Annotated in this window: 30 protein-coding genes, 1 pseudogene and 2 riboswitches; of the genes and pseudogenes, 9 read left to right on the top strand and 22 right to left on the bottom strand. The window is 39.6% G+C overall.

Translation table 11 applies throughout. The features are described 5' to 3' along the window. Nucleotides 1–9: 9 nt before the first annotated feature. The 12 genes from M3175_RS11295 to M3175_RS11240 form a co-directional block, all read right to left on the bottom strand. The gene (locus M3175_RS11295; protein ID WP_251518965.1) at nt 10–1,134 is read right to left on the bottom strand and encodes a cobalt-precorrin 5A hydrolase; all 1,125 of its coding nucleotides are present in this window, start codon (nt 1,132–1,134) and stop codon (nt 10–12) included. Next, nucleotides 1,131–1,904: a precorrin-4 C(11)-methyltransferase gene (cobM, locus tag M3175_RS11290; protein ID WP_251518963.1), complete on the bottom strand. Its 774-nt coding sequence runs from the start codon at nt 1,902–1,904 to the stop codon at nt 1,131–1,133. Before cobM ends, M3175_RS11295 begins: the two co-directional genes overlap by 4 nt. Continuing rightward, entirely contained in the window at nt 1,901–2,602 is a 702-nt protein-coding gene (gene cobI / locus M3175_RS11285) for a precorrin-2 C(20)-methyltransferase (RefSeq protein ID WP_251518961.1), read from the bottom strand. The genes cobM and cobI overlap by 4 nt, the downstream gene beginning before the upstream one ends. Next, complete coding sequence (gene cbiE, locus M3175_RS11280; protein WP_251518959.1) at nt 2,596–3,810, bottom strand: precorrin-6y C5,15-methyltransferase (decarboxylating) subunit CbiE; 1,215 nt, start codon at nt 3,808–3,810, stop codon at nt 2,596–2,598. Before cbiE ends, cobI begins: the two co-directional genes overlap by 7 nt. Continuing rightward, nucleotides 3,807–4,907: a cobalt-precorrin-5B (C(1))-methyltransferase gene (locus M3175_RS11275; protein WP_251519211.1), complete on the bottom strand. Its 1,101-nt coding sequence runs from the start codon at nt 4,905–4,907 to the stop codon at nt 3,807–3,809. The genes cbiE and M3175_RS11275 overlap by 4 nt, the downstream gene beginning before the upstream one ends. Before the next feature lie 4 nt (nt 4,908–4,911). Continuing rightward, a complete protein-coding gene (locus M3175_RS11270) occupies nt 4,912–5,559 on the bottom strand; it encodes a precorrin-8X methylmutase (protein WP_251518957.1) in 648 nt (215 codons plus the stop codon). Continuing rightward, on the bottom strand, nt 5,549–6,322 hold the full coding sequence (gene cobK, locus M3175_RS11265; protein WP_251518956.1) for a precorrin-6A reductase: 774 nt from the start codon (nt 6,320–6,322) through the stop codon (nt 5,549–5,551). The genes M3175_RS11270 and cobK overlap by 11 nt, the downstream gene beginning before the upstream one ends. Next, the gene (locus tag M3175_RS11260; RefSeq protein WP_251518955.1) at nt 6,319–7,230 is read right to left on the bottom strand and encodes a sirohydrochlorin chelatase; all 912 of its coding nucleotides are present in this window, start codon (nt 7,228–7,230) and stop codon (nt 6,319–6,321) included. Before M3175_RS11260 ends, cobK begins: the two co-directional genes overlap by 4 nt. 328 nt (nt 7,231–7,558) lie before the next feature. Further along, on the bottom strand, nt 7,559–9,133 hold the full coding sequence (cobJ, locus tag M3175_RS11255) for a precorrin-3B C(17)-methyltransferase (protein ID WP_251518954.1): 1,575 nt from the start codon (nt 9,131–9,133) through the stop codon (nt 7,559–7,561). Further along, nucleotides 9,134–9,847 (bottom strand): HoxN/HupN/NixA family nickel/cobalt transporter, encoded by a 714-nt coding sequence (locus tag M3175_RS11250; protein ID WP_251518953.1) that lies wholly within the window; start codon nt 9,845–9,847, stop codon nt 9,134–9,136. Nucleotides 9,848–9,850: 3 nt separating this feature from the next. Next, on the bottom strand, nt 9,851–10,234 hold the full coding sequence (locus M3175_RS11245) for a (2Fe-2S) ferredoxin domain-containing protein (protein WP_251518952.1): 384 nt from the start codon (nt 10,232–10,234) through the stop codon (nt 9,851–9,853). Between the two features lie 110 nt (nt 10,235–10,344). Next, a riboswitch (cobalamin riboswitch) is annotated at nt 10,345–10,532 on the bottom strand. Nucleotides 10,533–10,668: 136 nt separating this feature from the next. Continuing rightward, nucleotides 10,669–10,861, bottom strand: a riboswitch (cobalamin riboswitch). Nucleotides 10,862–11,079: 218 nt separating this feature from the next. Beyond that, nucleotides 11,080–12,312, bottom strand: a complete 1,233-nt coding sequence (locus tag M3175_RS11240; RefSeq protein ID WP_251518951.1) for a multidrug effflux MFS transporter — start codon at nt 12,310–12,312, stop codon at nt 11,080–11,082. A gap of 309 nt (nt 12,313–12,621) precedes the next feature. Between M3175_RS11240 and M3175_RS11235 the strand changes: the two genes are divergently transcribed. Both M3175_RS11235 and M3175_RS11230 read left to right on the top strand, forming a co-directional pair. Beyond that, entirely contained in the window at nt 12,622–13,620 is a 999-nt protein-coding gene (locus M3175_RS11235; protein WP_251518950.1) for a glutathione S-transferase family protein, read from the top strand. Nucleotides 13,621–13,624: 4 nt separating this feature from the next. Then, nucleotides 13,625–14,125, top strand: coding sequence for a GNAT family N-acetyltransferase (locus M3175_RS11230; protein WP_251518948.1), 501 nt, complete (start codon nt 13,625–13,627; stop codon nt 14,123–14,125). Between the two features lie 40 nt (nt 14,126–14,165). Here M3175_RS11230 and M3175_RS11225 read toward each other — a convergent pair whose 3' ends face one another. The 10 genes from M3175_RS11225 to M3175_RS11180 form a co-directional block, all read right to left on the bottom strand. Continuing rightward, a complete protein-coding gene (locus M3175_RS11225; RefSeq protein WP_251518946.1) occupies nt 14,166–14,519 on the bottom strand; it encodes a putative zinc-binding protein in 354 nt (117 codons plus the stop codon). A 106-nt stretch (nt 14,520–14,625) separates the two neighbouring features. Next, entirely contained in the window at nt 14,626–15,810 is a 1,185-nt protein-coding gene (locus M3175_RS11220; RefSeq protein WP_251518944.1) for a GTP-binding protein, read from the bottom strand. Nucleotides 15,811–16,002: 192 nt separating this feature from the next. After that, nucleotides 16,003–16,731: a twin-arginine translocase subunit TatC gene (tatC, locus tag M3175_RS11215; RefSeq protein WP_251518942.1), complete on the bottom strand. Its 729-nt coding sequence runs from the start codon at nt 16,729–16,731 to the stop codon at nt 16,003–16,005. 61 nt (nt 16,732–16,792) lie between these two features. Next, the gene (locus M3175_RS11210; RefSeq protein ID WP_251518940.1) at nt 16,793–16,981 is read right to left on the bottom strand and encodes a twin-arginine translocase TatA/TatE family subunit; all 189 of its coding nucleotides are present in this window, start codon (nt 16,979–16,981) and stop codon (nt 16,793–16,795) included. Between the two features lie 17 nt (nt 16,982–16,998). Continuing rightward, on the bottom strand, nt 16,999–17,529 hold the full coding sequence (locus tag M3175_RS11205; protein WP_251518938.1) for a Rid family hydrolase: 531 nt from the start codon (nt 17,527–17,529) through the stop codon (nt 16,999–17,001). 28 nt (nt 17,530–17,557) lie between these two features. Continuing rightward, complete coding sequence (locus M3175_RS11200) at nt 17,558–19,180, bottom strand: flavin monoamine oxidase family protein (protein WP_371321684.1); 1,623 nt, start codon at nt 19,178–19,180, stop codon at nt 17,558–17,560. 386 nt (nt 19,181–19,566) lie between these two features. Next, nucleotides 19,567–20,016 carry an SRPBCC family protein gene (locus tag M3175_RS11195; protein WP_251518934.1) on the bottom strand — a complete coding sequence of 150 codons (450 nt, stop codon included), beginning with the start codon at nt 20,014–20,016 and terminating at the stop codon, nt 19,567–19,569. Continuing rightward, complete coding sequence (locus tag M3175_RS11190) at nt 20,013–20,357, bottom strand: MerR family transcriptional regulator (RefSeq protein WP_251518932.1); 345 nt, start codon at nt 20,355–20,357, stop codon at nt 20,013–20,015. Before M3175_RS11190 ends, M3175_RS11195 begins: the two co-directional genes overlap by 4 nt. A 101-nt stretch (nt 20,358–20,458) precedes the next feature. Next, nucleotides 20,459–21,109, bottom strand: a complete 651-nt coding sequence (locus M3175_RS11185; protein ID WP_251518930.1) for a YdeI/OmpD-associated family protein — start codon at nt 21,107–21,109, stop codon at nt 20,459–20,461. Between the two features lie 130 nt (nt 21,110–21,239). After that, nucleotides 21,240–22,769 (bottom strand): MDR family MFS transporter, encoded by a 1,530-nt coding sequence (locus M3175_RS11180; RefSeq protein ID WP_251518928.1) that lies wholly within the window; start codon nt 22,767–22,769, stop codon nt 21,240–21,242. Nucleotides 22,770–22,976: 207 nt separating this feature from the next. On the opposite strand from M3175_RS11180, the gene M3175_RS11175 reads away from it, so the two are divergent. The 7 genes and pseudogenes from M3175_RS11175 to M3175_RS11145 all read left to right on the top strand — a co-directional run bounded on the left by M3175_RS11175 (nt 22,977) and on the right by M3175_RS11145 (nt 26,588). Further along, nucleotides 22,977–23,399 (top strand): BlaI/MecI/CopY family transcriptional regulator, encoded by a 423-nt coding sequence (locus M3175_RS11175; RefSeq protein ID WP_251518926.1) that lies wholly within the window; start codon nt 22,977–22,979, stop codon nt 23,397–23,399. Beyond that, nucleotides 23,396–24,253, top strand: coding sequence for a M56 family metallopeptidase (locus tag M3175_RS11170; RefSeq protein WP_251518924.1), 858 nt, complete (start codon nt 23,396–23,398; stop codon nt 24,251–24,253). Before M3175_RS11175 ends, M3175_RS11170 begins: the two co-directional genes overlap by 4 nt. A gap of 60 nt (nt 24,254–24,313) precedes the next feature. After that, nucleotides 24,314–24,712 carry a DoxX family protein gene (locus M3175_RS11165; protein WP_251518922.1) on the top strand — a complete coding sequence of 133 codons (399 nt, stop codon included), beginning with the start codon at nt 24,314–24,316 and terminating at the stop codon, nt 24,710–24,712. 16 nt (nt 24,713–24,728) lie between these two features. Continuing rightward, a complete protein-coding gene (locus M3175_RS11160) occupies nt 24,729–24,896 on the top strand; it encodes a hypothetical protein (RefSeq protein ID WP_251518920.1) in 168 nt (55 codons plus the stop codon). Nucleotides 24,897–24,911: 15 nt separating this feature from the next. Continuing rightward, nucleotides 24,912–25,241 (top strand): annotated as a pseudogene (locus tag M3175_RS11155) (thioredoxin domain-containing protein); the annotation flags it as partial. A 109-nt stretch (nt 25,242–25,350) separates the two neighbouring features. After that, on the top strand, nt 25,351–25,929 hold the full coding sequence (locus M3175_RS11150; RefSeq protein WP_251518915.1) for a CBO0543 family protein: 579 nt from the start codon (nt 25,351–25,353) through the stop codon (nt 25,927–25,929). Then, nucleotides 25,926–26,588, top strand: a complete 663-nt coding sequence (locus tag M3175_RS11145; RefSeq protein WP_251518914.1) for a phosphatase PAP2 family protein — start codon at nt 25,926–25,928, stop codon at nt 26,586–26,588. Before M3175_RS11150 ends, M3175_RS11145 begins: the two co-directional genes overlap by 4 nt. The last annotated feature ends 5 nt before the right edge of the window (nt 26,589–26,593 follow it).

Here is a 26,593-nt window from a genome sequence, read left to right as displayed (position 1 = left end):
TCTTTTCTATTAATAGTGAAGCAATGCAACGGAAATGGTAACATTGCCTGATTTTTTCTTTTCGAGTATAGGTTGGTTCGCTCCAGAGTATAACAAGCAAGCTGGCTCGCTCACTCCGTATGCTCCCGTAAACTTATAGACGGTATCTGATGGATTTACGATAGGTACATTGTTCAATTGATTTGCAGAATACGTCACAAATTCCCATCCGTAATGATTTGCAACATCGATTAATCCTTGTTCATCTCTCTTTAAATCAATCGAGCAGATAGCTTTTACACTTTTTATTGAAAATCGAAGCTCCGCTAATGTTTCTTGGATCACCTTCTCGATTTCTTCCTTTGAAGTTCCTCGATTACAGCCAATTCCTAAAGCAATAACCTTAGGGCGATACAGCACTCCATTTTCTAAGATGGATTGTTCTTCACTTTCTAGCATTCGGTGTGTGATGACAAGTGCTGCCTGAGGCTTCCTTCCTAATGCTTCCGTAATACTAGAATACGGTTTTATATTTTCAGGAAGTGGGTGGTCATACGTCCACCAACCTCTTTCACCTGATTCCTGCACTACGGCAACCATCTCCTCATTTACCACTGATGCACTCACGGGTGTTAACTTTTCAGCCGATTCCCACACCCATCCAAATCTTTTTCCGAACAAATCGACGGGTATGGTTTTTTGTACATCAGAAGCAGTCGTAATCACCGGACGAGCATCTAAAATCGCGGCTACTTCCTTTGTTAACTCATTTGCTCCGCCTAAATGACCAGACAAAACACTGATGACATGCTCCGCCTTATCATCAATGACAACCACAGCAGGATCCACCTTTTTGTCTACTAAAAGGGGTGCTATCATACGAACAACCGCCCCTAGGGAAACGATAATAATTAGTCCTTTATACACTTTGAATAGAGAAGGAAACAAAAGTCGAACACTGCCCGAAAACATCTGAACTCCGCGTTCTTGCTCATCTCCCTTTTCAAATTTACTCATATAGTACAAATCAGCATTCTGAAGAGATGGTGCTAGTTTTCTAGCAATCTCGACTCCGTGTTTCGTAATCGCAACAATCGCGTAGTCTCCGGTTTGATTAACAGAAGCTATTTTTCCTTCTTCTAAAGCAATCGTCACGGCCTCACCCCGCGTCGGAAGCCATGTGTGAAGCTTTGATCATAAAGCTTTGAACGGTAGTTTTTATCATGAATATTTTCGTCTAATGCCCAGCCAGCTAAAATCATGGCCTGTTTTCGAATTCCATGTTTTCTCATATCATTATCTAATTGCTCAACCGTAGTACGGACAATTTGTTCATCTGGCCATGACGCTTTGTAAACGACAATCACCGGGGTATCCTTACTCCAGCCTGCATCGATAAATTCCTTCATTACTTTCTTGGTTAACGTGGCGCTTAAAAAAAGAGCAACTGTGCAATGATGACTCGCCAGATCGCGAAGCTTTTCAAAATCGGGAACTGGCGTTCTCCCTTCGGCTCTTGTTAAGATAACGGTTTGTGTTAAATCGGGTATCGTTAACTCGGCTTGCGCAGCTGCAGCGGCAGCAAACACCGAGCTGACTCCAGGAACAATCTCTACTTCAATTCCTGCTTTTTTTAATAGAGTCATTTGTTCCATAATCGCTCCGTATACAGCCGGATCTCCTGTGTGGACGCGAACAACCTTTTGTCCTGCGCGAATTCGATCCACCATGATATCCACCATTTCATTGAGATGCATGCCTGCTGTCTTCATCACTTCAGCCGATGGTTTTGATCGATTAATTAGCTCCTCATTCACTAGGGAATCGGCATATAGAACCACATCAGCTTCTTGTAAAAGCTTTAGCCCTTTTACGGTAATTAGGTCAGGATCTCCTGGTCCGGCACCAATGATGTATAGCTTCATTTCCTCACCACCATTAATGTTAAGTATTCAAGCTCAGCACCATCGAGCTCGGCTGCATTCCAAATAATTTCCTCATCAGACGTTACCTTTGTAACAACGGATGCTTTATGTAATAAATCCAAATCGCGAAGAACATGTAGCATCACATCGATGACTTTGGCGACTTTTATAAAAATGACACAATCATTTTCTAGGATCACTTTTTTCATCGTTTCATAATCATCTCTTGCAGGAATAATGGCAATATGTTCGTCTCCGTCTGCTAAAGCAATTCCTAGTCGGGAGGCGGCTCCATTAAACGAAGAGATTCCTGGCACCACTTCAATCGGGACTTCGGGGTGTTTTTCTTGCATTAATCGCATCATATGAATGAAGGTGCTGTATAAAAGTGGGTCTCCTTCTGTGACGAATGCCACGTCTTTACCTTGTTGCACCTTGTCCCATACTTGTTCAACCGTTTCTGTCCATTTTTTCTCTAAAATAGCTGGATCCTTTGTCATAGGAAACACAAGACCGAGCATTTCCTTTTCTTCTGGTTGAAAGTACACATCAATGATTTTATGAGCATAGCTTTTACTTCCTCTTTGTTTTTTCGGGTAAGCAATCACAGGTGACTCTTTTAAGCGTCGAAAGGCTTTTACTGTGATGAGCTCTGGATCTCCGGGACCGACGCCCAATCCGTATAAAGTTCCTAGCATGTTTCTTCTCCGTCCTCTCTTTTGGCCGTAATAATATAAATGGGATTTAACGCATCAAAGCGAGTCAAATTTAAAATAGGCTTGCTTCTTGAAATTTGTGCTAGCGTTACCTCTGTTGTGAAGTGATTCTTTTTAAAAACAGCCATGGCTTCCGCTAAGTTTTCAATCGTAACCGCGTTTAGAACAATGCGACCGTTGTGATTAAGCCTTTCACAGCAAAGCCCTAGGATTTCCTCCATCCCACCTGCTGTTCCGCCGATAAACACGGCATCTGGAGAGGGGAACTGATCTAATTTTTCGGGAGCTTTCCCATGAACAACGGTGGCATCAACACGGAATTTCGCTAGGTTTTGTTTGCAATTTTCCAGATCCGCTTCGTTTTTTTCAATAGCAAAAATTTGCCCATCCCGAGCAATTTTTCCAGCTTCAATTGCAACTGAACCGGTACAGGTCCCAATGTCCCAAACGACACTGTTTCTTTGGAGTTGAAGAGCACTAACGCTTAACACGCGAACTTCTTTTTTTGTAATGAGCCCTTTATCCGGCTTTCTTTGAATAAATTCATGATCCTCAATTCCAATCGGCCATGTCGGACCAGTCTTTACCTTTTTCAAAATAACAACATTTAAAGAAGAGAACTCGATGTTTCTCATTTCTTCAAGTTGATACCAGCCGACTCTTTCTTGATCTCCCCCTAAATTTTCTCCAACAAATGCTTCATACTCGGTCATTCCAAAGGACAGAAGATAATCGGCAATTTTGTTTGGGGAGTTTTCAGAATCCGTTAGAATCGCGACCTTCGGCTTTCCATCTATGCGCTGCGCTAACCCTATCATACTTCTTCCGTGAACACTTTCTACATGTGCATCTTGCCAGCGTTCACCCATTTTTGCAAAAGCTAGCTGGATCGAGCTTAAATAAGGAAAAATTTCTAAATTTAGCTTACTAGAAAGATAGCTTCCGATTCCAAAGAATAGTGGATCTCCGGACGCTAGAATAACAATACTTTTAGTCTCGGTTTGAATTTTTTCTACTAAGCTAGTTAGTTCACCTTCAATGGGAAGGGTTTCGCCTGTGTAGTCTGGAAAATAAGCTAACTGCCGGTGTCCTCCTACTAATAACTCGCTTTCATAAATCCAATCTTCATATTGAGGAAGAAGGCTTTTCTTCCCGTCATCACCAATTCCAATCATTTTAATAGATTTCATCCTTGTCGCACCGCCTTTCCTAATAATTCTCCTTTTAATGTATAGATGGTTGTATCCACTTCCAAACCACCATTCACTTCTTTTAAGGCCTCACTACAGCAGGACTCACATAGCAAATCGAAGAACTGATGATATCCTGACTCGGACATCATATCTCCAACCTGTGACGCTGTATTTGCTCCCTTAATATCATTCAACAGTTCCTCGTGCGCTCCAGCTCGCGCTGCCATTTCTGCTAAAAATCCAAAATCAATCGGTGCACTTTTGGAGTGAACCATCATGACACCTTGTGCTACCTTTGAAAACTTGCCCATCATTCCCACCATCGAAACCTTCTTCACACCTTGCTTTTTGCATTGTTTTAAAGAAAATCCAACGAAGTCTCCCATTTCAACAAAGGCTTCTTCTGGTAAATGAGGATACAGTTTCATCGCATATTTTTCACTTCGACCACCGGTAGTAATAACGATTTGCTCGCAACCACTTGCACGAGCCACACTAATCGCTTGGACAATGCTTGCTTTATAGGCAGACGTAGAAAAGGGAACTACAATTCCTCTCGTTCCTAATATGGAGATCCCACCAAGAATACCTAATCGGCCATTTAAGGTCTTTTTGGCAATCTCTTCACCAGCTGGCACGCTTATGACAATCTTGATTCCTTTTTCTACTTTGAAAGCCTGTAACACTTCTTGTGCAACACCGAGAATCATTTTTCGAGGAACAGGATTAATGGCTGCCTCCCCAACCGAAACAGGGAGACCAGGTTTCGTCACCCTACCGACCCCAATCCCTCCATCGAGAGTAATTCCGGATTCTTTCGACCATGTAACAGTAGAGATGATTTCCGCTTCATGGGTAGCATCTGGATCGTCTCCTCCATCTTTAATGACAGAAGCTTCTGCTATGGTAACGGAAGCCTGACAACTCTCAATAGCGAAGGTCACAAAGCGTCCCACTGGGAGAAAAATCGTTGACTCTGTCTGATCCTCCCCGGTAATTAATGCGATGAGTGCCGCTTTCGTCGCGGCAGTCGCACAAGCTCCAGTTGTGTAGCCCTGCCTTAGCTTTTTCTCCTCTTTGACTTGCTCGACCATCGTTTTATACCTGATCAGCAAGAATGGAAATAGCATTCAATGCAGCAACCGTCACCGTACTACCGCCCTTTCTGCCGATGTTCGTGATAAACGGTACATCTAGCTTCGCGAGTTCTTCCTTTGATTCGGCGGCAGAAACAAATCCAACCGGTAATCCTATAATAAGACCGGGCTTTGCATCCTCGTCTTTAATCAAGCGAATCAGCTCTAATAAGGCAGTTGGTGCATTGCCAATAGCAAAAATGCCACCTTCTGCTTCTTTAATCGCTTTTCTTGTTGCAATAATTGCTCTTGTTGTGTTTAATCGTTTCGCTTCTGTCATAACGTCAGGATCGGATATGTATACATTTACCTCTCCGCCAAACTTTTCAATTCTGGTTTTATTCACACCTGATTGCACCATTTGAACGTCAGCAACGACTTTTTTTCCACTGCGAATAGCTTGGATTCCTGCTTCCATGGCTTGGGGATGAAATAAGAGACTTTTTCCGAGTTCAAAATCGGCTGAAGCATGAATCACTCGTTGAACGACCCTGTATTGTTCAGGAGAATATTGATGCTCTCCGACCTCATCATCAATCATTTGAAAACTAATTCCTTCAATTTCCTCTGGTTGAACGGTTAATGGTTTAAATTCTGTTTTAAAATCCATTTGATTCCTCTCCTTTTAATGCTTTTAGTATGGGGGAGAACTCTGAATAGCTTATACCATAGTCCATGTTTGGTCTGGCTATCATAATGATCTCGATACCTAATTCCTTGGCTGCCTCCACTTTTTCGTCAACCGAGCCGACTTTACCACTTTCTTTTGTAACTATGACGTTGACTTCATATTGCTTATAAAGCGCTTGGTCAAACTCCTTAGTGAAGGGTCCTTGAATAGCGATGATGTTTTTTTGTGGAAATCCAAGTTGCTCACATTTTTCCATATTGTCTAAACGTGGGAGCATTCGAGCTACAAGTCGGATATCAGGCTTGTCCAGTAATACCTCGGTAAACACTTGTAATGTTTTACTCCCCGTTGTTAGCATAATGACGCCTTGTTTGGTAGCGGCAAGTTGGGCTGCTTCTTTGTAGGATGAGACTACTGTTAATTTTTCGTAATGAAATGTTTGTGATGCTCGTTCGTAACGAATATACGGGAGCCGTAAATGTTTGGCTGCTAGAATGGCATTTTTGGACGCTTCCTCAGCAAATGGATGGCTCGCGTCGATAACTGTGGTAGCTCCCTTTGACTCAATAAGATGGATCATTTCATCAGCTGATAATCGACCAATATGGACAGGAATGTTTAACTTGTTCATTTCAATTGCGGCGTTATCAGTTACGACTGTTGTAAGTAGCTTATGACCTTCAGTCTTTATTTCGATAGCTAATGCCCTTGCGTCACTTGTTCCAGCTAACATGAAAATCACTTGGCGCTCCCTGCCTTTTCGTCATGGTGGGTATGGTGATGGTGCTCATGGTGATGGTCGTGATGATGATCGTGATCATGGTCGTGATGGTGATGATGGCCGATAAACTCCATCGCATTTACACGATATTGGCATGTGTCACAATTCATTTTCACTTCCCCTTGAAGCGCTTCTTCTGCTCGATTTAGTAGAATGGTTTGTAGCTTAGGGTGAAAACCAAAATAGTTAGCAAGTTGGAATTCAATACCAGGGAAGCTTTTTTGAAACTCTAAAACTAGTTCTTCTAGGCGCTTAATTAAAATACCTGTAAAAAGGAAATAAGGTAAAATGATTACTTTCTTTGCTCCAAGCTTGATACATCGTTCAATTCCTGCTTGTACTAGAGGGTCAGTGACACCCATAAAGGCGGGCTCAACAATTGTATACTTTGTTTTCTCCCATAGAAGTCTGCCAATCTTGTATAAATCACTATTGGCATCCGGATCGCTACCGCCGCGACCTAGGAGAAGAATCGACGTATCTTCACCTGGAGAGTCCAGATCTTCTCCTGCTTCTATTAATCTCGTTTGTAAGATCTCTAAAGCTTCTTCATGAATCCCAATCGGTCGTCCATATGTGAATGAAATATGAGGATATTTCGCCTTTGCTTCATCAATCGCTCCTGGAATATGAATTTTAGAATGACCCGCTTGAAGAAGCATGATCGGGATTACCGCAATTTCTATAGCGTCTTTTTCCACACATAAATCAATACCTTGTCCAACGGTTGGTCTCTCGAATTCTAGAAAACAGGTTTCTACAAGGATTGATGCATCTATATATGCTCTAAGATTGTTGATAAACTCACGGACTTGGTCATTGCCCTCGTGGTCTCTGCTCCCGTGGCCGACGAATAAGATAGCTTTCATGTATTATCCTCCTTAAATGTTTTTGTGGCTGCCTTTTGGCAATCTGTTCATATTAAAAAAGCGCGTTAGATTGATATAAAATCCATGTAATGTACTTCATGGGTTGGATGAAGGGCGTTTGATCGGTTGATTTGCTTTATAATGTCCGTCATAAGTTTGATGAAGGGCGTTAGCTCGGTAGTTTTGCTTTGTAACGACCTTCATAAGCCATATGAAGGTTGTTTCCTCTGAACATTCGCTTCGTAACGGTCTTCATCAACATAATGAAGACCGTTACATCAGATAATCCACTCTCTGATAACCTTCAAATGTAAATAAATAGAAACCCTTAATCTCCACAAGGTGCGGGCTCTATTTTTAACAAAGGTGAAATGTCTTGAAATTCAAAGCCGGACACGTTCTTCACCCGCTTAAAGAATTTATGGAACCGTTCGTTCGGATGTCCTTTTTGCTTATACTCTTGTACGATTCTCTCTACAAGTGCAACGATTTCGTCCGCAGCAATCCCTTCTGCGACAATTTGTCCAGAGTGTGCGTTTCTTCCGATGGTTTTTCCTCCTAGAAATAAATCAAAGGCACCTTTTCTAAATACAATGCCAATATCTTCACGAACCGCGCCAAAGCACGCCATTCCACAACCGTTAAATCCGATTTTTAGTTCTTTGGGCAGCTCCATTCCACCAAGTGTTGCCTGTAATGATTCTGCATAAGGAATGCTATCCTTCTTTTCACCTTCACAAAAATCACAGGCCTTCAGTGTTAACACATCGCCAACAGGGGCGAGCAGAAAACCAACCTCTTCTAGCTCACTTATCACACGATCTGGATTAGCGGTTTGAACTTGAAGCTTAATATGATGGTCTGGTGTATACTCCATGCTTCCGTGTTCACCAACCATCTCAGCTAGTGTGATCATTTGCTTCGGTGTGAATTTTTTGTTTGCAACACCCGGACTAACAGACACTTCAAAGATTGATTGAATGGGTTGTTGGATGTACGGTTTTTGTTGATTGCTTTCGCTTAATATCAGTTGTAAGGCTTCATCCGCAATTTCTCTTGAAGAAATGCTTACTTCCTGCTCTAACGCCCAAGGCTCTGCTTCCTTTTTCAATCGTTGATGTGGTTTCAGGGGTTGTTCCTTTTGACTCAAAGTATACTTTCGCTGGTAACCTCTTGGGGTAATCATCAAGTCGTCGTAATAGAACGTCGACGAGTTTCCAATCAGCACGGTTGTTAACATGCCGATTTCGTGATTTAGCATATCTTCTAATGTGGTTCGCGTAATGCTTTGACGATCTCGATAGGCACTTTTTACAAGTCCAACCGGTGTCTCCGGAGAGCGATATTTCAATAGGATCCGTTGTGCCTCAACAATTTGTCGGGTTCTTCTCCCACTCATTGGGTTGTACAAAGCAATCACAAAATCCGATTGAGCAGCTGCTTCAATTCGTTGTTCAATCAAGCTCCAAGGTGTCAGATGATCACTCAGGCTTATCGTACAAGCATCATGCATAACTGGGGCACCTAATAGCGACGCGCATGAATTTATGGCTGAAATTCCTGGCACCACTTCAACTTCAACACCCGTATCTTGTTTCCAGCCTTTTTCCACCAACACTTCATACATTAGGCCAGCCATTCCGTACACACCCGCATCACCACTAGAAATCACTGCCACTTTTTTTCCGAGTTCGGCCTGCCTCACTGCCTCTTGAGCTCGACTTACTTCTTCTGTCATCCCTGTGCTGATGATTTCTTGTCCGTCGAGTAATCCTTCAATCAGGTCTACATACGTTTTGTAACCGATGATCATATCACTTTCTTGAAGAGCTTTTTTTGCCCGGTCCGTAATATGCTCCTCACTTCCGGGACCAAAACCTATGACTAACAGCTTTCCTTTCAATTACGCTCCTCCTTTCACTAGTTCCACCATCATAAAAATTCCGAGTCCTAAGCTATAAGTTCCAGTTACGGTGCCTAATAGTAAAAATAGCCTATCTTTCACTCTAGCTTTCATAAATCCCCATGATAAACAGAATGTCATTCCGATTGTAGCGACGAGTAATCCAATAACGAATAATGTCAGTTGAATGAGGGCGACGGTAATATTATCAAGTCCCATCGCATTAGAAATGATCGCAATTTGCGTCGGGCTTTCTACACCAATGCCGTGAAGAATACCAATAATAAATGCTCCTATAGCACCGAGTTTCGTAGGCGATAGTGGGTTCGATTTTGTACTGGATGTTACCTTACTAGTAAGGTTATGGAAGAACTCAACGACAATTCGTAGTCGACTTTTATACTCGTAATCTTTCTTCTGTTGAAAAATAGACCAAATAATAAACACTCCGAGCAAAATAAGGGTGAAGCTCACGAGCATTTCTAGTACTTGCTTTGTTGCTTCTGGAAGTTGTAGACCAATATAAATAAATAACACTCCAATAACCATGACAATCATTCCGTGGCCTATCGCATACATCACACCAAGAGTAAGTTGTTTCTTCTTTCGCTGCTCACTTCCAACCATGTCAGCAATCGCTGCTACATGGTCGCCGTCGATTCCATGTCTCATGCCAATAAATACGGCAAGTAGGGCAAACATGATAAATTCCATAGGTTATACCTCTTCTTTCACTTTCTTAGAAATTCCCTCAATGCTATCTGAGTTTTCAGGTGCTACGAAACCTTCCTGGTCGTAGGTATAAACAACAGATTCCTCTAGTATCTTTCCTTGTCCGATGTGACTCCGAACGATTTCTCGTCCTATGTCCTCTGTAAGTGCCTTATACCAGATGCCTTCTGGATACACAATGGTGACACAGGCATCCTTACACCTTCCATTACATCTCGTTCTTGTAGTATGTACCTTGTCGTCTAACTCCAACTGTTTAATTTCATCACGAATCGCTTGCGTTACTTCTTCTCCCCCTTTTCTCATGCAACTACTTCCATTGCAAATCAAAATGTGATGCTTCGTCCCCTCTAAATTCCATGTTGTCATGTTTTCCACTCCCTTACATTTTTACAATAAAAAAGCACCCCTACAAATAGAGGTGCATAAGAACATACGGAATGTACTTCTTCTACACATCTACCTATAGTCCCGTAGGTTTGTGATACACTTAATAGGCAGGTCTCCTGGCTTTGGTTCCTTGCTTTTGTTACGTCTTCCCGATTTTACTCAGTGACCAATTGTAACAAAGCTCCCCAATACAGTGGCGGGTACCGCGACGGCTTTTCACCGTTCTTCCCTTTTAAGCAAAAGATTGTTCTTTTGCACCTATCAAGTAAACTATGAATTTATTAACCTAATGAAAATTTCCATAAAAAAAATCCGCTCACAGGAAGGAGCGGATGAATCGAAAGCATGAAAAGACAAACAGAAATACAGTCCATTCTCACCATCGAAACACCTTCTCTATTCCCGGAGAAACTGAAACGTATAAAAGTAAGACAGGTTTCCTGACTCGTGCTTCCTTCTACTCTAAGACCTTCCCATATCCATACGAATTACGCATGCACACAGTGGTATTCTTATTTCGTCCACACTTACAGTTGCGGGTACAGCTCTGGATTTTCACCAGATTCCCTATTAAGCCATCTTGGCATCTTTACTTTCTGGAAAACTATTCAATTAAGCTAGATTCTATATTAGATGAATCTTTCTTATTTTTCAACTACTTATATAACGAAAACGACAGATTTCCTACTGAAACGGAAACTACATGACGTGTCAACCATTAGATTATCTTTGTTAATTTGAATTCAAATACAATGATTTTCAACCGTTTGGATGACCTCAATCTTAAAAGTGAAGACGCTACCGTTTTGGATAGCGTCTAGAAATTATACTGATATTTTCCCAGGTTCTTCGATAGCTGGTTTTGAAATGGTAGCCTTTCGGACGAATAGGAAATACGATAGAAAAGCTAGAAAGCTAGCACCAAAGATAATGGATCCCATTGGAATGGCTGAATTCTCGCCTGCAATTCCAACAAGTGGTGACGAAATGGAGCCAAGAATAAATGGTAACAATCCTAATAGTGCGGATGCGCTACCAGCAATATGCCCTTGTGACTCCATAGCAAGTGAAAACGATGTGGTTCCAATAATCCCGATCGAAGCAACGAAGAAGAAGATAGGAATAACAACCGCAATTAATGGAGCCTTTAATAATAACGCAACAAGAAGAATAGCACCTGATACATTTGACATGGTCAAACCTATGACTAAAAAGGTCTTTTCAGATATTACGTCTACGAATTTTCCTACTGCCTGACTTCCAAGAATCAAGCCAATTCCGTTCAATCCGAATAATAAACTAAACACCTGTGGTGAAACTCCATAAATATTTTGATAGACAAATGGAGTACCTGAAACATAAGCAAATATCCCAGCTACAATGAATCCTTGTGTAAAGGCATAACCTGTAAACTGACGATCTTTTAATAAAGTTCCAAAGTTCCTAAATGTTTGCCCAATGTTACTTGGTACGCGTTTCTCCGTCGGAAGTGATTCTTCCAGCTTTGAAAAGACAGTGAAAAATAATACCAGACCCACGACACTTAAAACGACAAACACTCCCGTCCAATTCGTAAAGGCTAGAATCGCGCCACCTGCAACAGGAGCGATAATTGGACCTAGATTACTTACTAATGTTAATAACGCAAAAAACTTCGTTAATTCTCTTCCGCTAAACTTATCGCGAACCACCGCTCTTGATATAACGATCCCGCCTGCTGCTGAAAAGCCTTGTAAGAAACGTGCCGCAATAAAGAAATAAATATTCGGAGCAAATGCACATATGGCAGAAGCAACTAAATACATTATAAGGAATATTAATAATGGTTTTTTCCGTCCTTGCACATCACTCATTGGGCCGATAATCAATTGCCCTAGTCCTAAGCCTAACAAACAAGATGTTAAACTAATTTGTACGAAGGATGCCGTTGTACCGAACTCTTTTACGATGGTTGGAAAAGAAGGTAAATACATATCGATGGTAAACGGACCTAAGATCGCCAGAGACCCTAGAAGCAATGCCAGCTGTAAACGCTTTGTACCTGTTAAATTGTTCAAGTTCCTCTCGCCTTTCGTTTTTTAATATGAAGATTCATAATTTCCTAAGTTTGTAACTTTACCATTCTATAACATTGCATTGCTAAAGTAAATTGTTTCGGTCTTTGAAATATATAATAATTTTGGGATTATATTTATTAAGATTTTGTATGCGGTTACAAATTGATACGGAGAGTATAAATAAACGTATTTTCCCCTTTTCTACTTATAAAATGCTTTAAAATTGACGACCCAAATAGAAAGAGACTAAAATTTGATTAAAGTCTCAAATTCAGAGTATTTTTTCAATTTGCTGAGAGGGTTGATACAATGCAGGAGGGAAAGCTTGCTAATAAAGAGTTTAATAAAGATGGATCTTTCAAAAGACAAAGTAATCGATTTTCAACTCCTTTTGGTGACGGTCCCGGAGAATTGCGGATTGAGTCTGGGCGCTACCGATTGTTATGGTCTCAAGCTTGTCCTTGGGCACATCGCTCTATTATTGTTCGTAGTTTGTTAGGGTTAGAGGATGTAATCAGTTTAGGGACCGTGAGTCCAATTCGTCCCCACCTCCCTCATGTTGATTGGGAGTTTTCTCTAGATAAGGAGGGTGTAGATCCGATTCTCGGTATACGGTACATGAGTGAAATCTATACAAAAACTGATCCGGGGTATTCTGGCCGACCAACCGTTCCCGTTATGGTGGATATAAAAGATCATAAAGCCGTTAACAATGACTATTTTAAACTAACAAATTACTTGGAAACCGTTTGGGCTCCCTTTCATAAAGCTAATGCTCCTATTCTGTACCCTGAGCATCTACAAACTGAGATAGATGATTTAAACACAATTATTTTTAACGATATAAATAACGGTGTGTACAAATGCGGATTTGCGAAATCGCAGGAAGCATATGAACAGGCATTTGATACGTTGTTTGCTCGTCTCGACGAGTTTGAGGATCATTTATCCAAAAACCGTTTTTTATTTGGGGACTATATCACGGATTCAGATGTTCGTCTTTTTGCTACATTAGTCAGATTTGATGCAGCATACTATAATCGCTTTAATACCAACCGTCAGCTTATTAGTCAATATGAGAATCTATGGGGTTATGCTCGCGATTTATATCAGACTCCTGGATTTGGTGATACCACAGACTTCGATGCTATTAAGAAACACTATCACACATCTATCACCATTGATCCAGACAACATATCCGTAAAAATCCTTCCAAAAGGACCTGATTTGTCAGGATGGAACAGTGAGCATAATCGTCATTTACTAAGTAATCATCCGGACAAATTTTTAAGGAAGTTGGAGGAGTAAATTTATGATTATTCGTGAGGCAAAAGAGACAGAAATTCCTTTTATACGGGAACAACGTGTGAATGCATATTCCGAGCATGCGAGGAAAATTCCGAATACACATTGGGAGGCACTAAAAAAAGCGATCTCTTCAGATGCCGACAGTCAGCCGGGTGTGGAGCTCCTTGTGGCAGAAGTAGAAGGCACAATCGTTGGCAGTGTGGCACTTTTTCCAGCTAAAACGGATGCGTATGAAGGGATGGTTGACGAACTGGATCACCCTGAAATTCGTGTCTTGGCTGTTGCTGATGAATTCAGAGGAAAAGGAATTGCATCTGCATTAATAAAGGAGTGCATTCAACGATCTAAGGCCAAGGGTTACCAGGCAATAGGATTACATACAGGTGAATTTATGACAAATGCGATCAAACTGTATGAACATTTTGGTTTTGAACGTCTGCCACAATACGACTTTGAGCCAGCTAATGATGGTATTATAGTGAAAGCATTTCGTTTATCAATCTAGATAAAAAGGATATGTTCTAGGCGAACATATCCTTTCCTAATTAAATGAGCTCTCTTATTCTCTCATACGTCGTCATAAACACATCTAAGTCTGGGTCTTCCCCTTTTTTCTTTACCACATTAAAATTGGAAAGGTCAAAATGATGGGTTGGTTCGACCTCGTGCCTTGCTAGACAGTTTTTCGTACAAGCTAACGGACAGCCATCAATAGCGATGATCGGTCTCCCCGATTTTGCCGTTTTTACAAGAGGTTTTACATCTCCCCCAACTCCAGCAATGCATGACATTTCGGCAATGTCCTCCCGATCCATTTTGATTGCAATCAAGTTTGCTGTTTGTGCGGCAGAAGAACAGCCTGAGCATGAATAAACCAGCGGCAAATGTGTTCTTTTCATCGGAACTCCTCCTTTACAGTTTCTTTTTTTCAAACTGTTCTGATTTTTATTTACTGTAAAGGAAATGTTTGTTGGATTCTGTGAAAAATGTTACGTTTTTTGATACTTAAAACGAAAACGCAGGAATTGGGTCGGGCAGTTTTGACCAATCGGTTTTCATTTCCTCGTCAGTTAGTAAGCAGTCATTAAGAGTTGTTTCTATTTCCTTTTGATTCATATCCACACCTATTAGAACAAGCTCTGTCATTCGGTCACCATATTCCTCGTCCCATCGTTCAAGTATTTCTGGCTCCTCTTTTAGAATTTGCTCGATTTCCTGTTTTGGATAGGAGGCAATCCATTCTCCGGCACCTTGGATGATAATGGATGGTCCAGCTTGGGACAGGAGTCCGGTCATATCATTTCGTGTGGCGAGCCAGAAGAATCCTTTTGCTCGAACTACATCTTCTGGCCAATTTTCTAACCATTGATTCCAGCGCTCCGGATGAAAAGGTCGTTTTCTTCGGTAGACAAAGGAAGATATTCCGTATTCTTCTGTTTCAGGTGTATGTTCCTCATTCAATTCCTTAATCCACCCTGCGCCTTGACTAGCTTCTTCAAAATCAAACTTACCCGTGCCTAAAATAGTATCGAGCGGAATGCGGGAGTGTGAACTTTCTACGATTGTTGCATCTGGATTCAATTTATGAAGGACGGCTTTTAATTCCATTACACTTTCTGAATCGATCAAATCTACTTTATTTAAAACCAGAACATTGGCAAACTCAATTTGATCAATTAATAAGTCCACTACTTCTCTTGTATCCATCTCATCTGTTCCCTGCTTTCGGTCCAATAAGCTGTCTCCAGAAGAGAAGTCATGCCAAAACCGATTCGCATCAACTACTGTTACCATCGTATCAAGGGTTGTTTGTTCACTTAAGTTAATCCCTAAATCATCATCCACATACGTAAAGGTTTGAGCAACAGGGATCGGTTCAGATATCCCTGAAGATTCAATCACTATGTAATCAATGTTTCCTGCTTGAACCAACTTTTCTACTTCAATCATTAAGTCCTCTCGTAACGTACAGCAGATACAACCATTTTGAAGTTCCACTAGTTTTTCTTCTGTTTGTGAAAATCCTCCTTTTTTCACTAAAGAGGCATCGATATTTACTTCACTCATGTCATTTACGATGACGGCAATTTTTTTATTTTCACGGTTCATCAGAATGTGATTTAAGAGAGTTGTTTTTCCAGCACCTAAATACCCGCTAAGTACAGTTACAGGGATTTTATTTTTGTTCAATTTTATCCACTCCTATGTAAGTTAATCGAAATCGTTACGATTTAAGTTGTATAAAGAACCTAATTATTTTTGTATCTAAACATCAAGTAAAACGTAATGATTCTGATTTATATCATACATAACCCTATTCTTTTTGGCAAGATTTATTAATAAATACAATTAAAAATGCCTGGCAAATACCAGGCATCTTTGTTAACTTGCCTCTTCAAAAAGGACTCTTTCATTTTTACGGTACATATATTTTGAAACACTTATTCCTAACTCATATAGTGTCACTAGTGGAAGAAAAACGATAATCGTTGAAATAAAATCTGGTGGAGTAACCAATGTTGATAAAATCATTAAAATGAAGTAAGCTATTTTTCGAGTTTTTGCCAATAACATTGGATTAATAATGCCCAGTCGTGTTAGTAACATAATAAGAATCGGCATTTCAAACAAAAATCCAATTGGTAGTGTCAAGTTCAATAAAAACTTAAAGTATTTTTCAGCCGTGTACATCGTATGTAAATGATCACCTGCTAAATGGGTAAGAAACGTCAGAACACTTGGGAATAAGATGTAATAACCAAAGCATAGTCCCATAACAAAGAAGATGATTAATACCGGAAAGAAGATATATAAGGCTTTTTTTTCGGATGTTTGTAATCCAGGAGAAACAAACCTCCAACAATGATACACTGCAACTGGTGTTGTAAAAACAAGAGCGAAGGATCCTGCTAAAACAAAGTAAATCCACATAATATCACTAGGTCCTAAAACTGTAAGTGGTTGTTCAGCGGAGTGAACAATCCAATCATAGATACGATCCACAAAAATAAATCCTAAAAATAAAAGGATCACAAAAGACACTAGCACGTAGATGAGCCTTTTCCTAAATTCTTCTGCATGTTCTAACATAGGCATTTTATTTGCTTCCATTCACCCACATCCCTTTTAAAGGTAAGAAGATGCAAACAAGTGTTTACATCTTCCCCTCTCATTAATGATTAAGTTCTTTTGCCTTTTGTTCTTCTGAATCTCCAGCTACTAATTCTCTTGTTGAATTTTTAAACTCAGTAAGTGTTCTACCAAATGCACGTCCAATTTCCGGTAGCTTTGAGGGTCCGAAGATGACAAGCGCTATGACTAAAATCAAGATTAAGCCTGGTACTCCAATATTTTGTAACACATAAATTCCCCCTTTCTTTACTTATAAGCGACGAACGCTTCAATTTCGATTAACCAATCAGAGTTTACGAGACTGTCTACTCCTACCGTAGAACGTGCGGTTTTCACTGGATTGTCTTCTGTGTTAAAGAATTTAGCATATGCATTGAAAAAGCCTTGATAATCTTGGGTATTTCCTTTGTTTGCATCAGGTGTAATGTACACACGCAGGTAGGTGACATCTTTAAGTGAAAGCCCTTTGGATTCTAATTGAGACTTTAGATTGTTAAAAATTCCAATTGCCTGAGTTTCTGTGTCACCGTATCTTTCATAAAGTGTGGAACCATTTCGGTTTAATACCGGAGGAACTGTCCCACTGATCCAAAGCTGATTGTATTGACTAGGAATGGAAACAGAACTAGATATAGATGAAGTAGGAGTTCCAAAGAATGCGACCTTATCGGTTTTTAAATCAGCCTTTTCAGAGCCAGCAAATGCATACGCCCCTACCATTAGGCTTGTCCCAAATACAATAGATGCTACTACAGATTTAGATTTTGATAGTTTCATAAATTTCATCTCCTTTTCTCTCTTTTTATTAACCAGCTTTTACTTTTGAATCACTTTCTTTTAGTGTTCTTTCATGAATTTGAGTAACAGCGACTCTTGCTGACTCAAAGGCTCCTGCCATCCATGCTGTTAAATAGCTTAGATGCTCACCCGCTAAATAAATTCGTCCTTGTGGTTGATTTAGGATTGGATAGTAATTTTGGCGATCTGAGGCGGTGTAGGATACCCAACCTCCCTCATTGTATTTGATTTTATGCCATGCAACCGAGAACGAGTTTTCAAACTCACTCGTATAGGACTTATGTATTTTTGCCCCCTGTGCCAAAGCATGCTTTTCACGTTGAGCAATGGTCATATTGCCCAAATCCAATGCTGCTTGTCCAAAATTATAGTATCCAATCACCACACCTTTTTGTGACAAGAATCCATATGACGGATACCAGATTTGGTTAATATCCATATTGGTTGTCGTCATACCACCCATGATTCGATCTTCTGTTTCCCAGAAACGGTTCTTGAATTGAAATCCAATTTTACCTGTTGGTGCGTAACTAATGTTTTTCATGGCATTGATCATCTCAGGAGAGAAATCAGCTGGAATATTTTTTAATACTGATAACGGGATTGTGCAAATACAATAATCTCCTGTCATTTCTTTTGTTTTCCCATTTACTTTGTACACTACCCGTGCCCCATCAGTGGTTTGTCTAATTTCTTGAACCTCGGTGCCAAATGTAATTTTCCCAGGTAATTTTGCTTCCAATGCTTTTGGAATACTATCCATTCCACCGACTGGTTGGAACACCATCATTTGCTGATCGAACGAGTATTCAGAACTAATATGATTCATCATCCCAGATTCTAGTATTTGGCTAAATTTATAAGGTGTGCCTACCGTACCTGGATTCAGACCAGCACCTGGTAGTTCGGTGTATCCACGATAGCTAGTTCCGGTATATTTTCTACTAGAGTTTAAGGCTCCATCGCGAGTTAAGTAGGCTGTTAATCTTTCAATATCTTGAGATGTTAGATTTTCATCCAAGGCCGTTTGATTGGCAGCTTTGCTAAGGAGTTCAGCTACATATCCGCGAGTGTCAGCTTTAATCTCTCTTTTTCGAATTTTTGTATTTGAAAGTGAACCCACATTTTCTTGGTAATAATAAGCAGCTTCATTCACATTCGTGAATGCTTCCAATTCTACTCCGAGTTCACGACAATAATCGATGGTCACATGATGCTGAGGAATCCTTGCAGGACCTGCATTCATGTATTGCCCTTTATCAAATTTAGAAACTTGTTTTACTCCATTAATTTCTGTTTCTTCTGTTCCTCCACGGACCGTCCAGTTTCTGCCTCCCGTTCGGTCACGTGCTTCAAGGATATGGACATCATAACCTGCTTTACTTAATTCATAAGCTGAGGCAAGTCCAGCAATCCCAGCTCCTAGGATCACTACTTTTTTTCCGATTTTGTTAGCCATAACAAGGTCACTCTTTTTTGGAGCATTAAAGGATGCGGCACTTGCAAACATGGAGTTACCTAGTAAACCTAAGGAATCCATTGCACCATAGACAGCGACCGCTCCACCAACTTTACCTACGTGATTCAAAAAATCTCTTCTAGTAACTACTTTGTCTAGCTTCTCTGTCAATTTCATCGACTCCTTTCAGGTTTTTACTACAGAGCCATTGTAAAACTAATAATTCAGAAAATAAAGACAACGTGTTAGGTATACTAACATGGTTTTTGTCTAAAATACCAAAATTGGTAAAATAGACCTTTTTTCTCTTTTTTTTAAATGAGTCAAATAGAATCTGCTTTACGACTGTAAGCCCAATCATTTTACAAAGTGTCTACAGGATAATTGGAGTATAATGTTTTTGTAGATTGGAAAGTGATAACGAATAATATTTAAGGAAAGTAATCTGGGAAATAAAATTTGAGCTGTTGTAAAAATAAAAAACTCCCCTTTTAAGAAGGGGAGTTGAGTTGTACAAATGTTATACACTTGTGTTTATGGGAAAAGATGAGTAGTCTTTATTTCATCGCCTCCACCTGCACCCGATCTAAAAACTCCATCACCACATCATGATTGCTCTTTTTCCCAGCAAGCTTTAGCATCGCTCTGCCAACAAAGTTGACCCCTCTGTTCTCCCCTTCGTAGATCAATCTTGTCTGGGATTCATCGATCTTTATCAATGTAAAAGATAGAGTAACTTCAAAGGCTTTTCCTAAAACAAACCGAATTTGTTTTTTCTTTTGCGCTTCCTTGTCTTGGTAAATGAGTGTTTCCACGATATAGGTTTCAAGTCTTTTGCCTTCGCGATACGTTTGTCTATGCTTGGCTCCTGCTTCAGTTTCACATTTTTCAATTAAGATATGTTCTTCTACTTTCGGCATGATTTTCTTGATGTTTTTATCTGAAAACAGACTCCATACCGTTTCAATATTGGCAGTAATCACTGCTTCTTCCTTCCACTGTATCACTCGGGTTCCTCCTTGCCGGATGCTAAAAATTCATCTATTTCTTCTACTTGCAACTGAAGTTCGTTTATTTGCTTTAGTATCTTTCTTTTCTTTTGGACTAATAGTGCTTCTAGATTCGAAAAAGATTCGTCCTCCATCACGGAAATCATCTCTTGGATCGTGAATCCTAATTTCCTAAGCTTTGATAAGAGAGTGGCTAGAAAGATGCTTCCATCATCATAGTAACGATAATTGTTTTTTGGATCTATAAAAGCGGGTTCTAGCAGCTTCATCTCTGCATAATAACGAAGCGTTTCCTTGCTTAATCCTGTTATCTCCGCAAATTCACTGATTTTATACATTTCATCCTCCCACCCATAGGATAAACTGTGGGGTGCACACCACGGTCAATTATTTTTCTAAAAAAAAACGAATGAGCACCTCTCTCATTCGTCATTCTCTCTTATTTCTTCTGCTGTTTATACAAATCCATGGTTTTATAGCCTTGTGAAAGGACTTCGACCATTTCCCCGCGGCGCTTATCTCTTGTTTGTTGTTGTTTCGCTGAAAAAATGTATCTTGCCCAGTCTTTTCTATACCCTGGCGTCAAGCTTTGGTAAAACGCAAGTTCGTTCGGTGTGTCTGCTAATAATGCTTCGACATCGGTAACATTGTCCTCATAATCAGCTACACATTGACTTGCTGCTGGAGTTTTCTTCACTTTCTTTTTCTCTCGCTTTAATCCAACAACAGTAAACACATCGTCCATACTAACCATACGTCCAAATTTAATATCACTATCTCCAATATACCCGTCCTCCCCTACACTCATTGCAGGAAAGATATCGTCTCTATGTACAAAGGTACTATATCGTTTATTCCCCTTTTTCGGATAGGCGAAGAAAAGATAGCCCTTTTCAAGTAATAGTTGGTCCTTAATGATTTGTTGAGTACGAGCAACCATTTCGTCCAGCGTTTCAATAAAAATGAAAATCGCATCATGATCTTTATTTAATTGAGAAGGATGCCCTGTAAACACGGTATAATCATTTGGTTGATTAATAACAGCCATGTTTGTGTATTTATCTAGTTTTAATTTTTCGACGATTGACATAATTAGCTCCCTTGTTCCTTCATGAATAATTCTATATCCCCATTTTAAATGGATGTGTTTCGCTTTTTTACACACTCCAATATATCATACTATTTCTTTAAAAAATAAACACCTTCTAAAGTGAAGGTGTTTACACGTGTTCCTTTGATTGACTATACTCTACGGACTCACTTAATCGCTCTTTTGACATGAAAAAGGCAGCGAGCAAAGCTAGAACGGATGGAATAAGGGCCCACATAAACGTATATGTGATCGACGATGACAAAAGATCCGTAATTTTATCTAAAATGGGCCCTGGGATTTGTGCACGTGCCTCTTGCGAGAGTAGTTCTCTCGGGTCATTCGACATGGATGGATTCATTCCTCCGCCCATACCTGCAAACGCATCCTCCAAACTGGAAGTGAATTCATTTCTTTGTAGGATCCCAAATACCGTTATTCCTAATGTCATCCCTAATGAACGAACAAACGAAACCGTTGAGTTAACAGAACCACGTTGTGACGGTTCGAAATGATGAATGGCTGCATTCGGTAAAACGGAAAACGTTGCTCCAATACCTAGACCGGTAATAATCATGTAAATGGTTACGGATAAACGGCTGGAATCACCATCTAAAGTTGTAAGTAAAGTCATCCCCACTAAAAGGATGATAGAAAAAACGACTAAGATCGACCGGTATCTTACCTTATTCATCAAGAAACCACCCATTGTCGCCGAAACAACCGACCCAAGCATCATCGGTAAAAGAACGAGGCCCGAGTTGGTAGCCGTCCCCCCTAATACGCCTTGAATATAGATAGGGATATACACGGATGCTGTAATAAACGCCATTCCACTAAAAAGACCAATTACATTACTGGTTGTAAACAGACGAACATTAAACATGGGAAAAGAAATAATCGGCTCAGCGACTCTTCTTTCAATAAATATAAAAATGATAAAAAGAACTACAAAAGATGCAAATAGTCCGAGGATAAAAGTGGAATCCCACGCATACTCGTTTCCGCCTAGTTCAAGTGCAAACATGACGCTAACGATGGCGCCGACTAAAGTGGTAGCCCCCCACCAATCAATTTGCTGTTTTTCATGAACAGCAGACTCTTTATAAAAAAACGCTATAAAAGAAAAAGCCAAAATACCAATTGGAATGTTCACATAAAACACCCATTCCCAGCTAATATAATCGGTAATATATGCACCTAAAAGTGGTCCGAAAATACTAGAGAGTCCAAACACTGCACCAAATAATCCCCCTAATTTTCCACGTTGCTCAATTGAAACCGTATCAAACATAATCGTAAAGGCAATCGGAATCAAAGCTCCTGCCCCAATTCCTTGAATGGCTCGATAAATACTTAATTGTGTAATCGTATCGGCTGTTCCGCATAAAATGGAACCACCTAAAAAGACGAGTAAACCAAACATAAAAAATTTCTTCCGGCCAAACATATCCGAAAGCTTTCCGAAAATCGGCATACCTGCCATTTCTGCGACCATATAGGCCGAAGTGACCCAGACAAACTTATCAAATCCACCAAGTTCTCCGACAATCGTCCCCATGGCCGTTGCTACGATGGTATTATCCATAGATGCCATGAAGATACTTAAGAGAAGCCCAGCAATCACAAGTTTTAAATGGCTTTGTTTTGATTTTGTCATTTATTAATCCCTTCTTTCAGTTGTATAAATTTTTCCATTTATACATTACTAAACTAATTTATCATAAATCGTTTGCATCATATAGCGAATGATTGTAAAACTTCTGTGTGCTTTTTTCGACATCCATCCTATCTTTGTAAATTAGGAGGTTTTTCACTTGATTATCTATTCAATTCACACTACAATCAGTAGTGGAAGGTGATCAGCTTGTCTATTAAACGATTTAAGTACAATGAAGAAGGTCTTTCGCGTTTCTTTGGTCCGTTAGAAGCAAGAATTATGGAGCTACTTTGGAACAATAAGCAAGGTGAGTTCAGTATTAAAGAAGTACAACAAACCCTTGAGTCTGAAAAAAATATCAACTTTAATACCGTCATGACGGTTATGAATCGACTAGTAGATAAAGGGGTCCTAAAAAAACGTACGAGTGGCCGAGTTTCCCTATTTAGTCCTATTCAAACAAAAGAAGAATTTTTAGAAGAACAGTCCAAAAAACTGACCGAAAATTTACTCGATGAATTCGGGGGAGTTGTAATCAGCCACATGATTGATTCCCTCACCGACGTGGATGAGACGTTATTAAATAAACTCGAACTAAAAATTCAACAACTAAAAAAGGACAAGTTATGATGTGGTGGAAAAAGAAATCGCTCTACTTACTTTTACTAAGTCTTGGGTTAGCAACACTCATATGGGTTCAAATGGGAATGTTTCTTACTCATTTGATTTTTGGAACACAACTAAAAATGAACTTTTTTAAATTTTGCCTAAGCTTATTTATGGAAGATTCGTTCTATTATTTTTTAGTTATCTTTCTCGTTAACACCCTTCTCACCTATATTTTATTAATAACCATAATAAAGATTGGCAGACAAGTAATTGTATCTAAAAAGTTTACTAGGCGATTATTGGAATGCAAGGACATTGAGTTAACCTCGTTGATTCGAAGTACGTATGGACATAATGAAAATCTAATCGTTGTTAAAAGTGATTCCGTACTTGCCTTCACCATGGGGTACATCAAACCCACAATCGTTCTTTCAACGAGATTAATCCAGTTGCTTGAAAATGATGAGTTAAGAGCAGTGATTGAGCACGAGACCTTCCATAAAAACAACCATGACCCGTTGAAGGTCTTTATATTAGAGATCATCGCCCAGTCATTGTGGTTTATCCCGTTAACCCAATGGTGTCAACAAAATTATAGTATCATTAGTGAAATACTGGCTGATGAGTATGCGGTACAAAAAATGAGGTCAGAAATAGAGCTAAGCACGGCATTAATTAAATTGATTAAGTATCATGTTTCATTTAAGGACACCCCTTCTTTGGTACATTTTTCTGGTGGTTCCATTAACTATCGCCTTCAACAATTAGTCGAACCAAACGAAGTGATCCCGATCAAGCTGACGATAAGAAACATCTTTATTTCTATTCACGTGTTGCTTTTTTTTATAGGCATGGTTTTACTCACCACTGCCTAATATTTTTTTGGTTTTACACTACGTTATGTAGTTTAAAGATATTGAGAGGAGAATGAATCAATGAACAAACACGAAATAGGAGCATTACTACTAAGGGTTGTGCTAGGAATGACCTTCTTTGCCCATGGGTTATCCAAACTACAGGAAGGAATTGAAAATACGGCTGGCTGGTTTGCTAGTATGGGTATGCCAGGAATACTTGCTTATGTTGTTACTGGTATTGAGCTTATTGGCGGTGTGGCATTAATCGTTGGACTAGGAACGAAAATTGTATCTGTTCTACTAGCACTTATCATGGTAGTTGCCATTGTAAAAGTAAAATTTGGTGCAGGTTTTATGGGAGGATATGAATTAGACTTGGTTTTACTCGTTATCGCTGTCTATTTATCAATAACCGGCAGCTCTATGCTCAGCCTGGATTCAAAAATCCCTACGAAAGAAACTCAAGCTCAACTATAAAGGTTATGGTGGAACAATGAAAAGAAAACGATTATATATCCTAATAGCCTTCCTCCTTCTTTTAACCGGTTGTGGAAAAGAGAAATTGGATGGCACGATAGATTTAGTTGACCAAAATAAAAAGGAAGTCACCTTCCCGCAAGAGAAACCAACACTATTCTTTTTTATCACCACATACACCTGAACACACTGCCAACAGCAGCTGGTTCAGCTGCATGAAAATATCTCACAATTAGAAGAGTTAGATGTGAATATGTATATTGTAAGTGGCGATACTCCTGATCAACAATTGCAGTTATATCAAGCTTTAGTGGACATGTTCGGGAGTAGCATCCCGTTCATATCTGACTCTGAGCTAGAATTGATTGATTTATTTGGAATGAAAAATGGAGATATGGCTTATAGAGGCTATGGCATGTTAAATAGTGATGGTGAGGTTGAGTTTCATACAATCAATGATCTTTGGGGAGAAGAATTTGACAAAACCCTAAAGGAGATAAAAAAAGAATACCAATCAATTTCAAAATAGGTTTTTTGACCGTAGATGTTTCTACGGTCCTTTTTGTCATCCTTAACATTAAAACATGATAATGGGCAAAAATATGTTTGATAGATACAAGAAGCAGGTGGTGGTAAGTATGGGTACTCGTGAAGAAAACCTTGATAACGTTCGGTTCATAGAAGATGAGTTATTTGTATTGGATGCTAGAGGATGGCTTGAGAATGAATTTTTAACTTGGGAATGGTGGATCCTACTCTGTTTTTTTGTTGTTCCATGGATTTTCTGGTTTATTATGAAAAAAAGAAAATGGTTTGTGGAGTCTCTCCTGTTCGGTGTGATTGTGATGAATGTGACTCTCCTTTTGGACACGGTTGGGATGCAGTTTTCCTTTTGGGAGTATCCGACTGAGTTTCTGCCCGTCATACCAAGGGGTTTTCCATATGATGTTTCCATGGTACCCGTAGCTTTTATCCTGTTATTTCAATACTTTCAAACATGGAAGACCTTTATTATTGCCCAAATCATCATGGCAGTCACTTACGCCTTTATCGGTGAACCCTTTTGTCAATGGCTTCACCTTGTTCAATATTTCAAATGGAATTACTTGTATTCCTTCGTCTATTACATTATTCTTGGAATTGTCGTCCGAGCACTTATTATTAAATGTATGGCGGTTTCAAAGCGCTATTATGAAAAAAAATGGAGTCCTTCATGAAATTAAAAACTCAACTACTTATCGCATTTATCATCAGCCTAGTTTCATTACTAGCATTTAGTGTGATGGCAATTTTAGTAAGAAGAAATACGATTGTCTCTTTTGATAGCCGGATCATCTCTTTTGTTCAAGGTTTAGAAAGTCCTTGGTTGACCACGATTATGAGATTTTTTACGTTTATTGGGGACACCATACCAGTAATATTCCTTACACTTGTCAGTCTTTTTATTCTTTATAAGGTTTTAAATCATAGAGCTGAGCTAGTATTGTTTGTAGCAGTCATGGTAGGGGCGAATATCCTTTTCCTCACGTTAAAAATGTTTTTTCAACGAGCAAGACCTGATTTGCATCGTTTAGCTGAAGCGACGAATTATAGCTTTCCGAGTGGTCATGCTACTATGGCATTCGCTTTATATGGGGTACTAACCTTTCTTTTGTGGCGTCATATCAATACTTCTTTCAAACGGAAAATGCATATCATTGTGAGTGGCATCGTGATCCTTTCGATAGGTATCAGTCGAATCTATCTCGGTGTTCATTATCCAAGTGATATACTAGCTGGATATTTTATTAGTGCTTTTTGGCTTTTGTTGGCCATTGGATTTTTTCAGCGCTATAGGGACAAAAGAAATAAAAAAGTGAGCAGCCCATCTGGGTAATGCTC

Source organism: Robertmurraya korlensis (assembly GCF_023715225.1).
Taxonomy (GTDB): domain Bacteria; phylum Bacillota; class Bacilli; order Bacillales; family Cytobacillaceae; genus Robertmurraya_A.
The sequence above is the reverse complement of the archived record's forward strand: the minus strand, read 5'-3'. Positions and strand labels throughout refer to the sequence as shown.

Coding starts and splice junctions, on each gene's coding strand:
- cobM (WP_251518963.1), bottom strand. CDS start 1,904: ATGAAGCTATACATCATTGGTGCCGGACCAGGAGATCCTGACCTAATT.
- cobI (WP_251518961.1), bottom strand. CDS start 2,602: ATGCTAGGAACTTTATACGGATTGGGCGTCGGTCCCGGAGATCCAGAG.
- cbiE (WP_251518959.1), bottom strand. CDS start 3,810: ATGAAATCTATTAAAATGATTGGAATTGGTGATGACGGGAAGAAAAGC.
- M3175_RS11275 (WP_251519211.1), bottom strand. CDS start 4,907: ATGGTCGAGCAAGTCAAAGAGGAGAAAAAGCTAAGGCAGGGCTACACA.
- M3175_RS11270 (WP_251518957.1), bottom strand. CDS start 5,559: ATGGATTTTAAAACAGAATTTAAACCATTAACCGTTCAACCAGAGGAA.
- M3175_RS11260 (WP_251518955.1), bottom strand. CDS start 7,230: ATGAAAGCTATCTTATTCGTCGGCCACGGGAGCAGAGACCACGAGGGC.
- M3175_RS11250 (WP_251518953.1), bottom strand. CDS start 9,847: ATGGAATTTATCATGTTTGCCCTACTTGCCGTATTTATTGGCATGAGA.
- M3175_RS11245 (WP_251518952.1), bottom strand. CDS start 10,234: ATGACAACATGGAATTTAGAGGGGACGAAGCATCACATTTTGATTTGC.
- M3175_RS11235 (WP_251518950.1), top strand. CDS start 12,622: ATGCAGGAGGGAAAGCTTGCTAATAAAGAGTTTAATAAAGATGGATCT.
- M3175_RS11230 (WP_251518948.1), top strand. CDS start 13,625: ATGATTATTCGTGAGGCAAAAGAGACAGAAATTCCTTTTATACGGGAA.
- M3175_RS11225 (WP_251518946.1), bottom strand. CDS start 14,519: ATGAAAAGAACACATTTGCCGCTGGTTTATTCATGCTCAGGCTGTTCT.
- tatC (WP_251518942.1), bottom strand. CDS start 16,731: ATGGAAGCAAATAAAATGCCTATGTTAGAACATGCAGAAGAATTTAGG.
- M3175_RS11205 (WP_251518938.1), bottom strand. CDS start 17,529: ATGAAACTATCAAAATCTAAATCTGTAGTAGCATCTATTGTATTTGGG.
- M3175_RS11190 (WP_251518932.1), bottom strand. CDS start 20,357: ATGTATAAAATCAGTGAATTTGCGGAGATAACAGGATTAAGCAAGGAA.
- M3175_RS11185 (WP_251518930.1), bottom strand. CDS start 21,109: ATGTCAATCGTCGAAAAATTAAAACTAGATAAATACACAAACATGGCT.
- M3175_RS11180 (WP_251518928.1), bottom strand. CDS start 22,769: ATGACAAAATCAAAACAAAGCCATTTAAAACTTGTGATTGCTGGGCTT.
- M3175_RS11170 (WP_251518924.1), top strand. CDS start 23,396: ATGATGTGGTGGAAAAAGAAATCGCTCTACTTACTTTTACTAAGTCTT.
- M3175_RS11165 (WP_251518922.1), top strand. CDS start 24,314: ATGAACAAACACGAAATAGGAGCATTACTACTAAGGGTTGTGCTAGGA.
- M3175_RS11160 (WP_251518920.1), top strand. CDS start 24,729: ATGAAAAGAAAACGATTATATATCCTAATAGCCTTCCTCCTTCTTTTA.
- M3175_RS11150 (WP_251518915.1), top strand. CDS start 25,351: ATGGGTACTCGTGAAGAAAACCTTGATAACGTTCGGTTCATAGAAGAT.
- M3175_RS11145 (WP_251518914.1), top strand. CDS start 25,926: ATGAAATTAAAAACTCAACTACTTATCGCATTTATCATCAGCCTAGTT.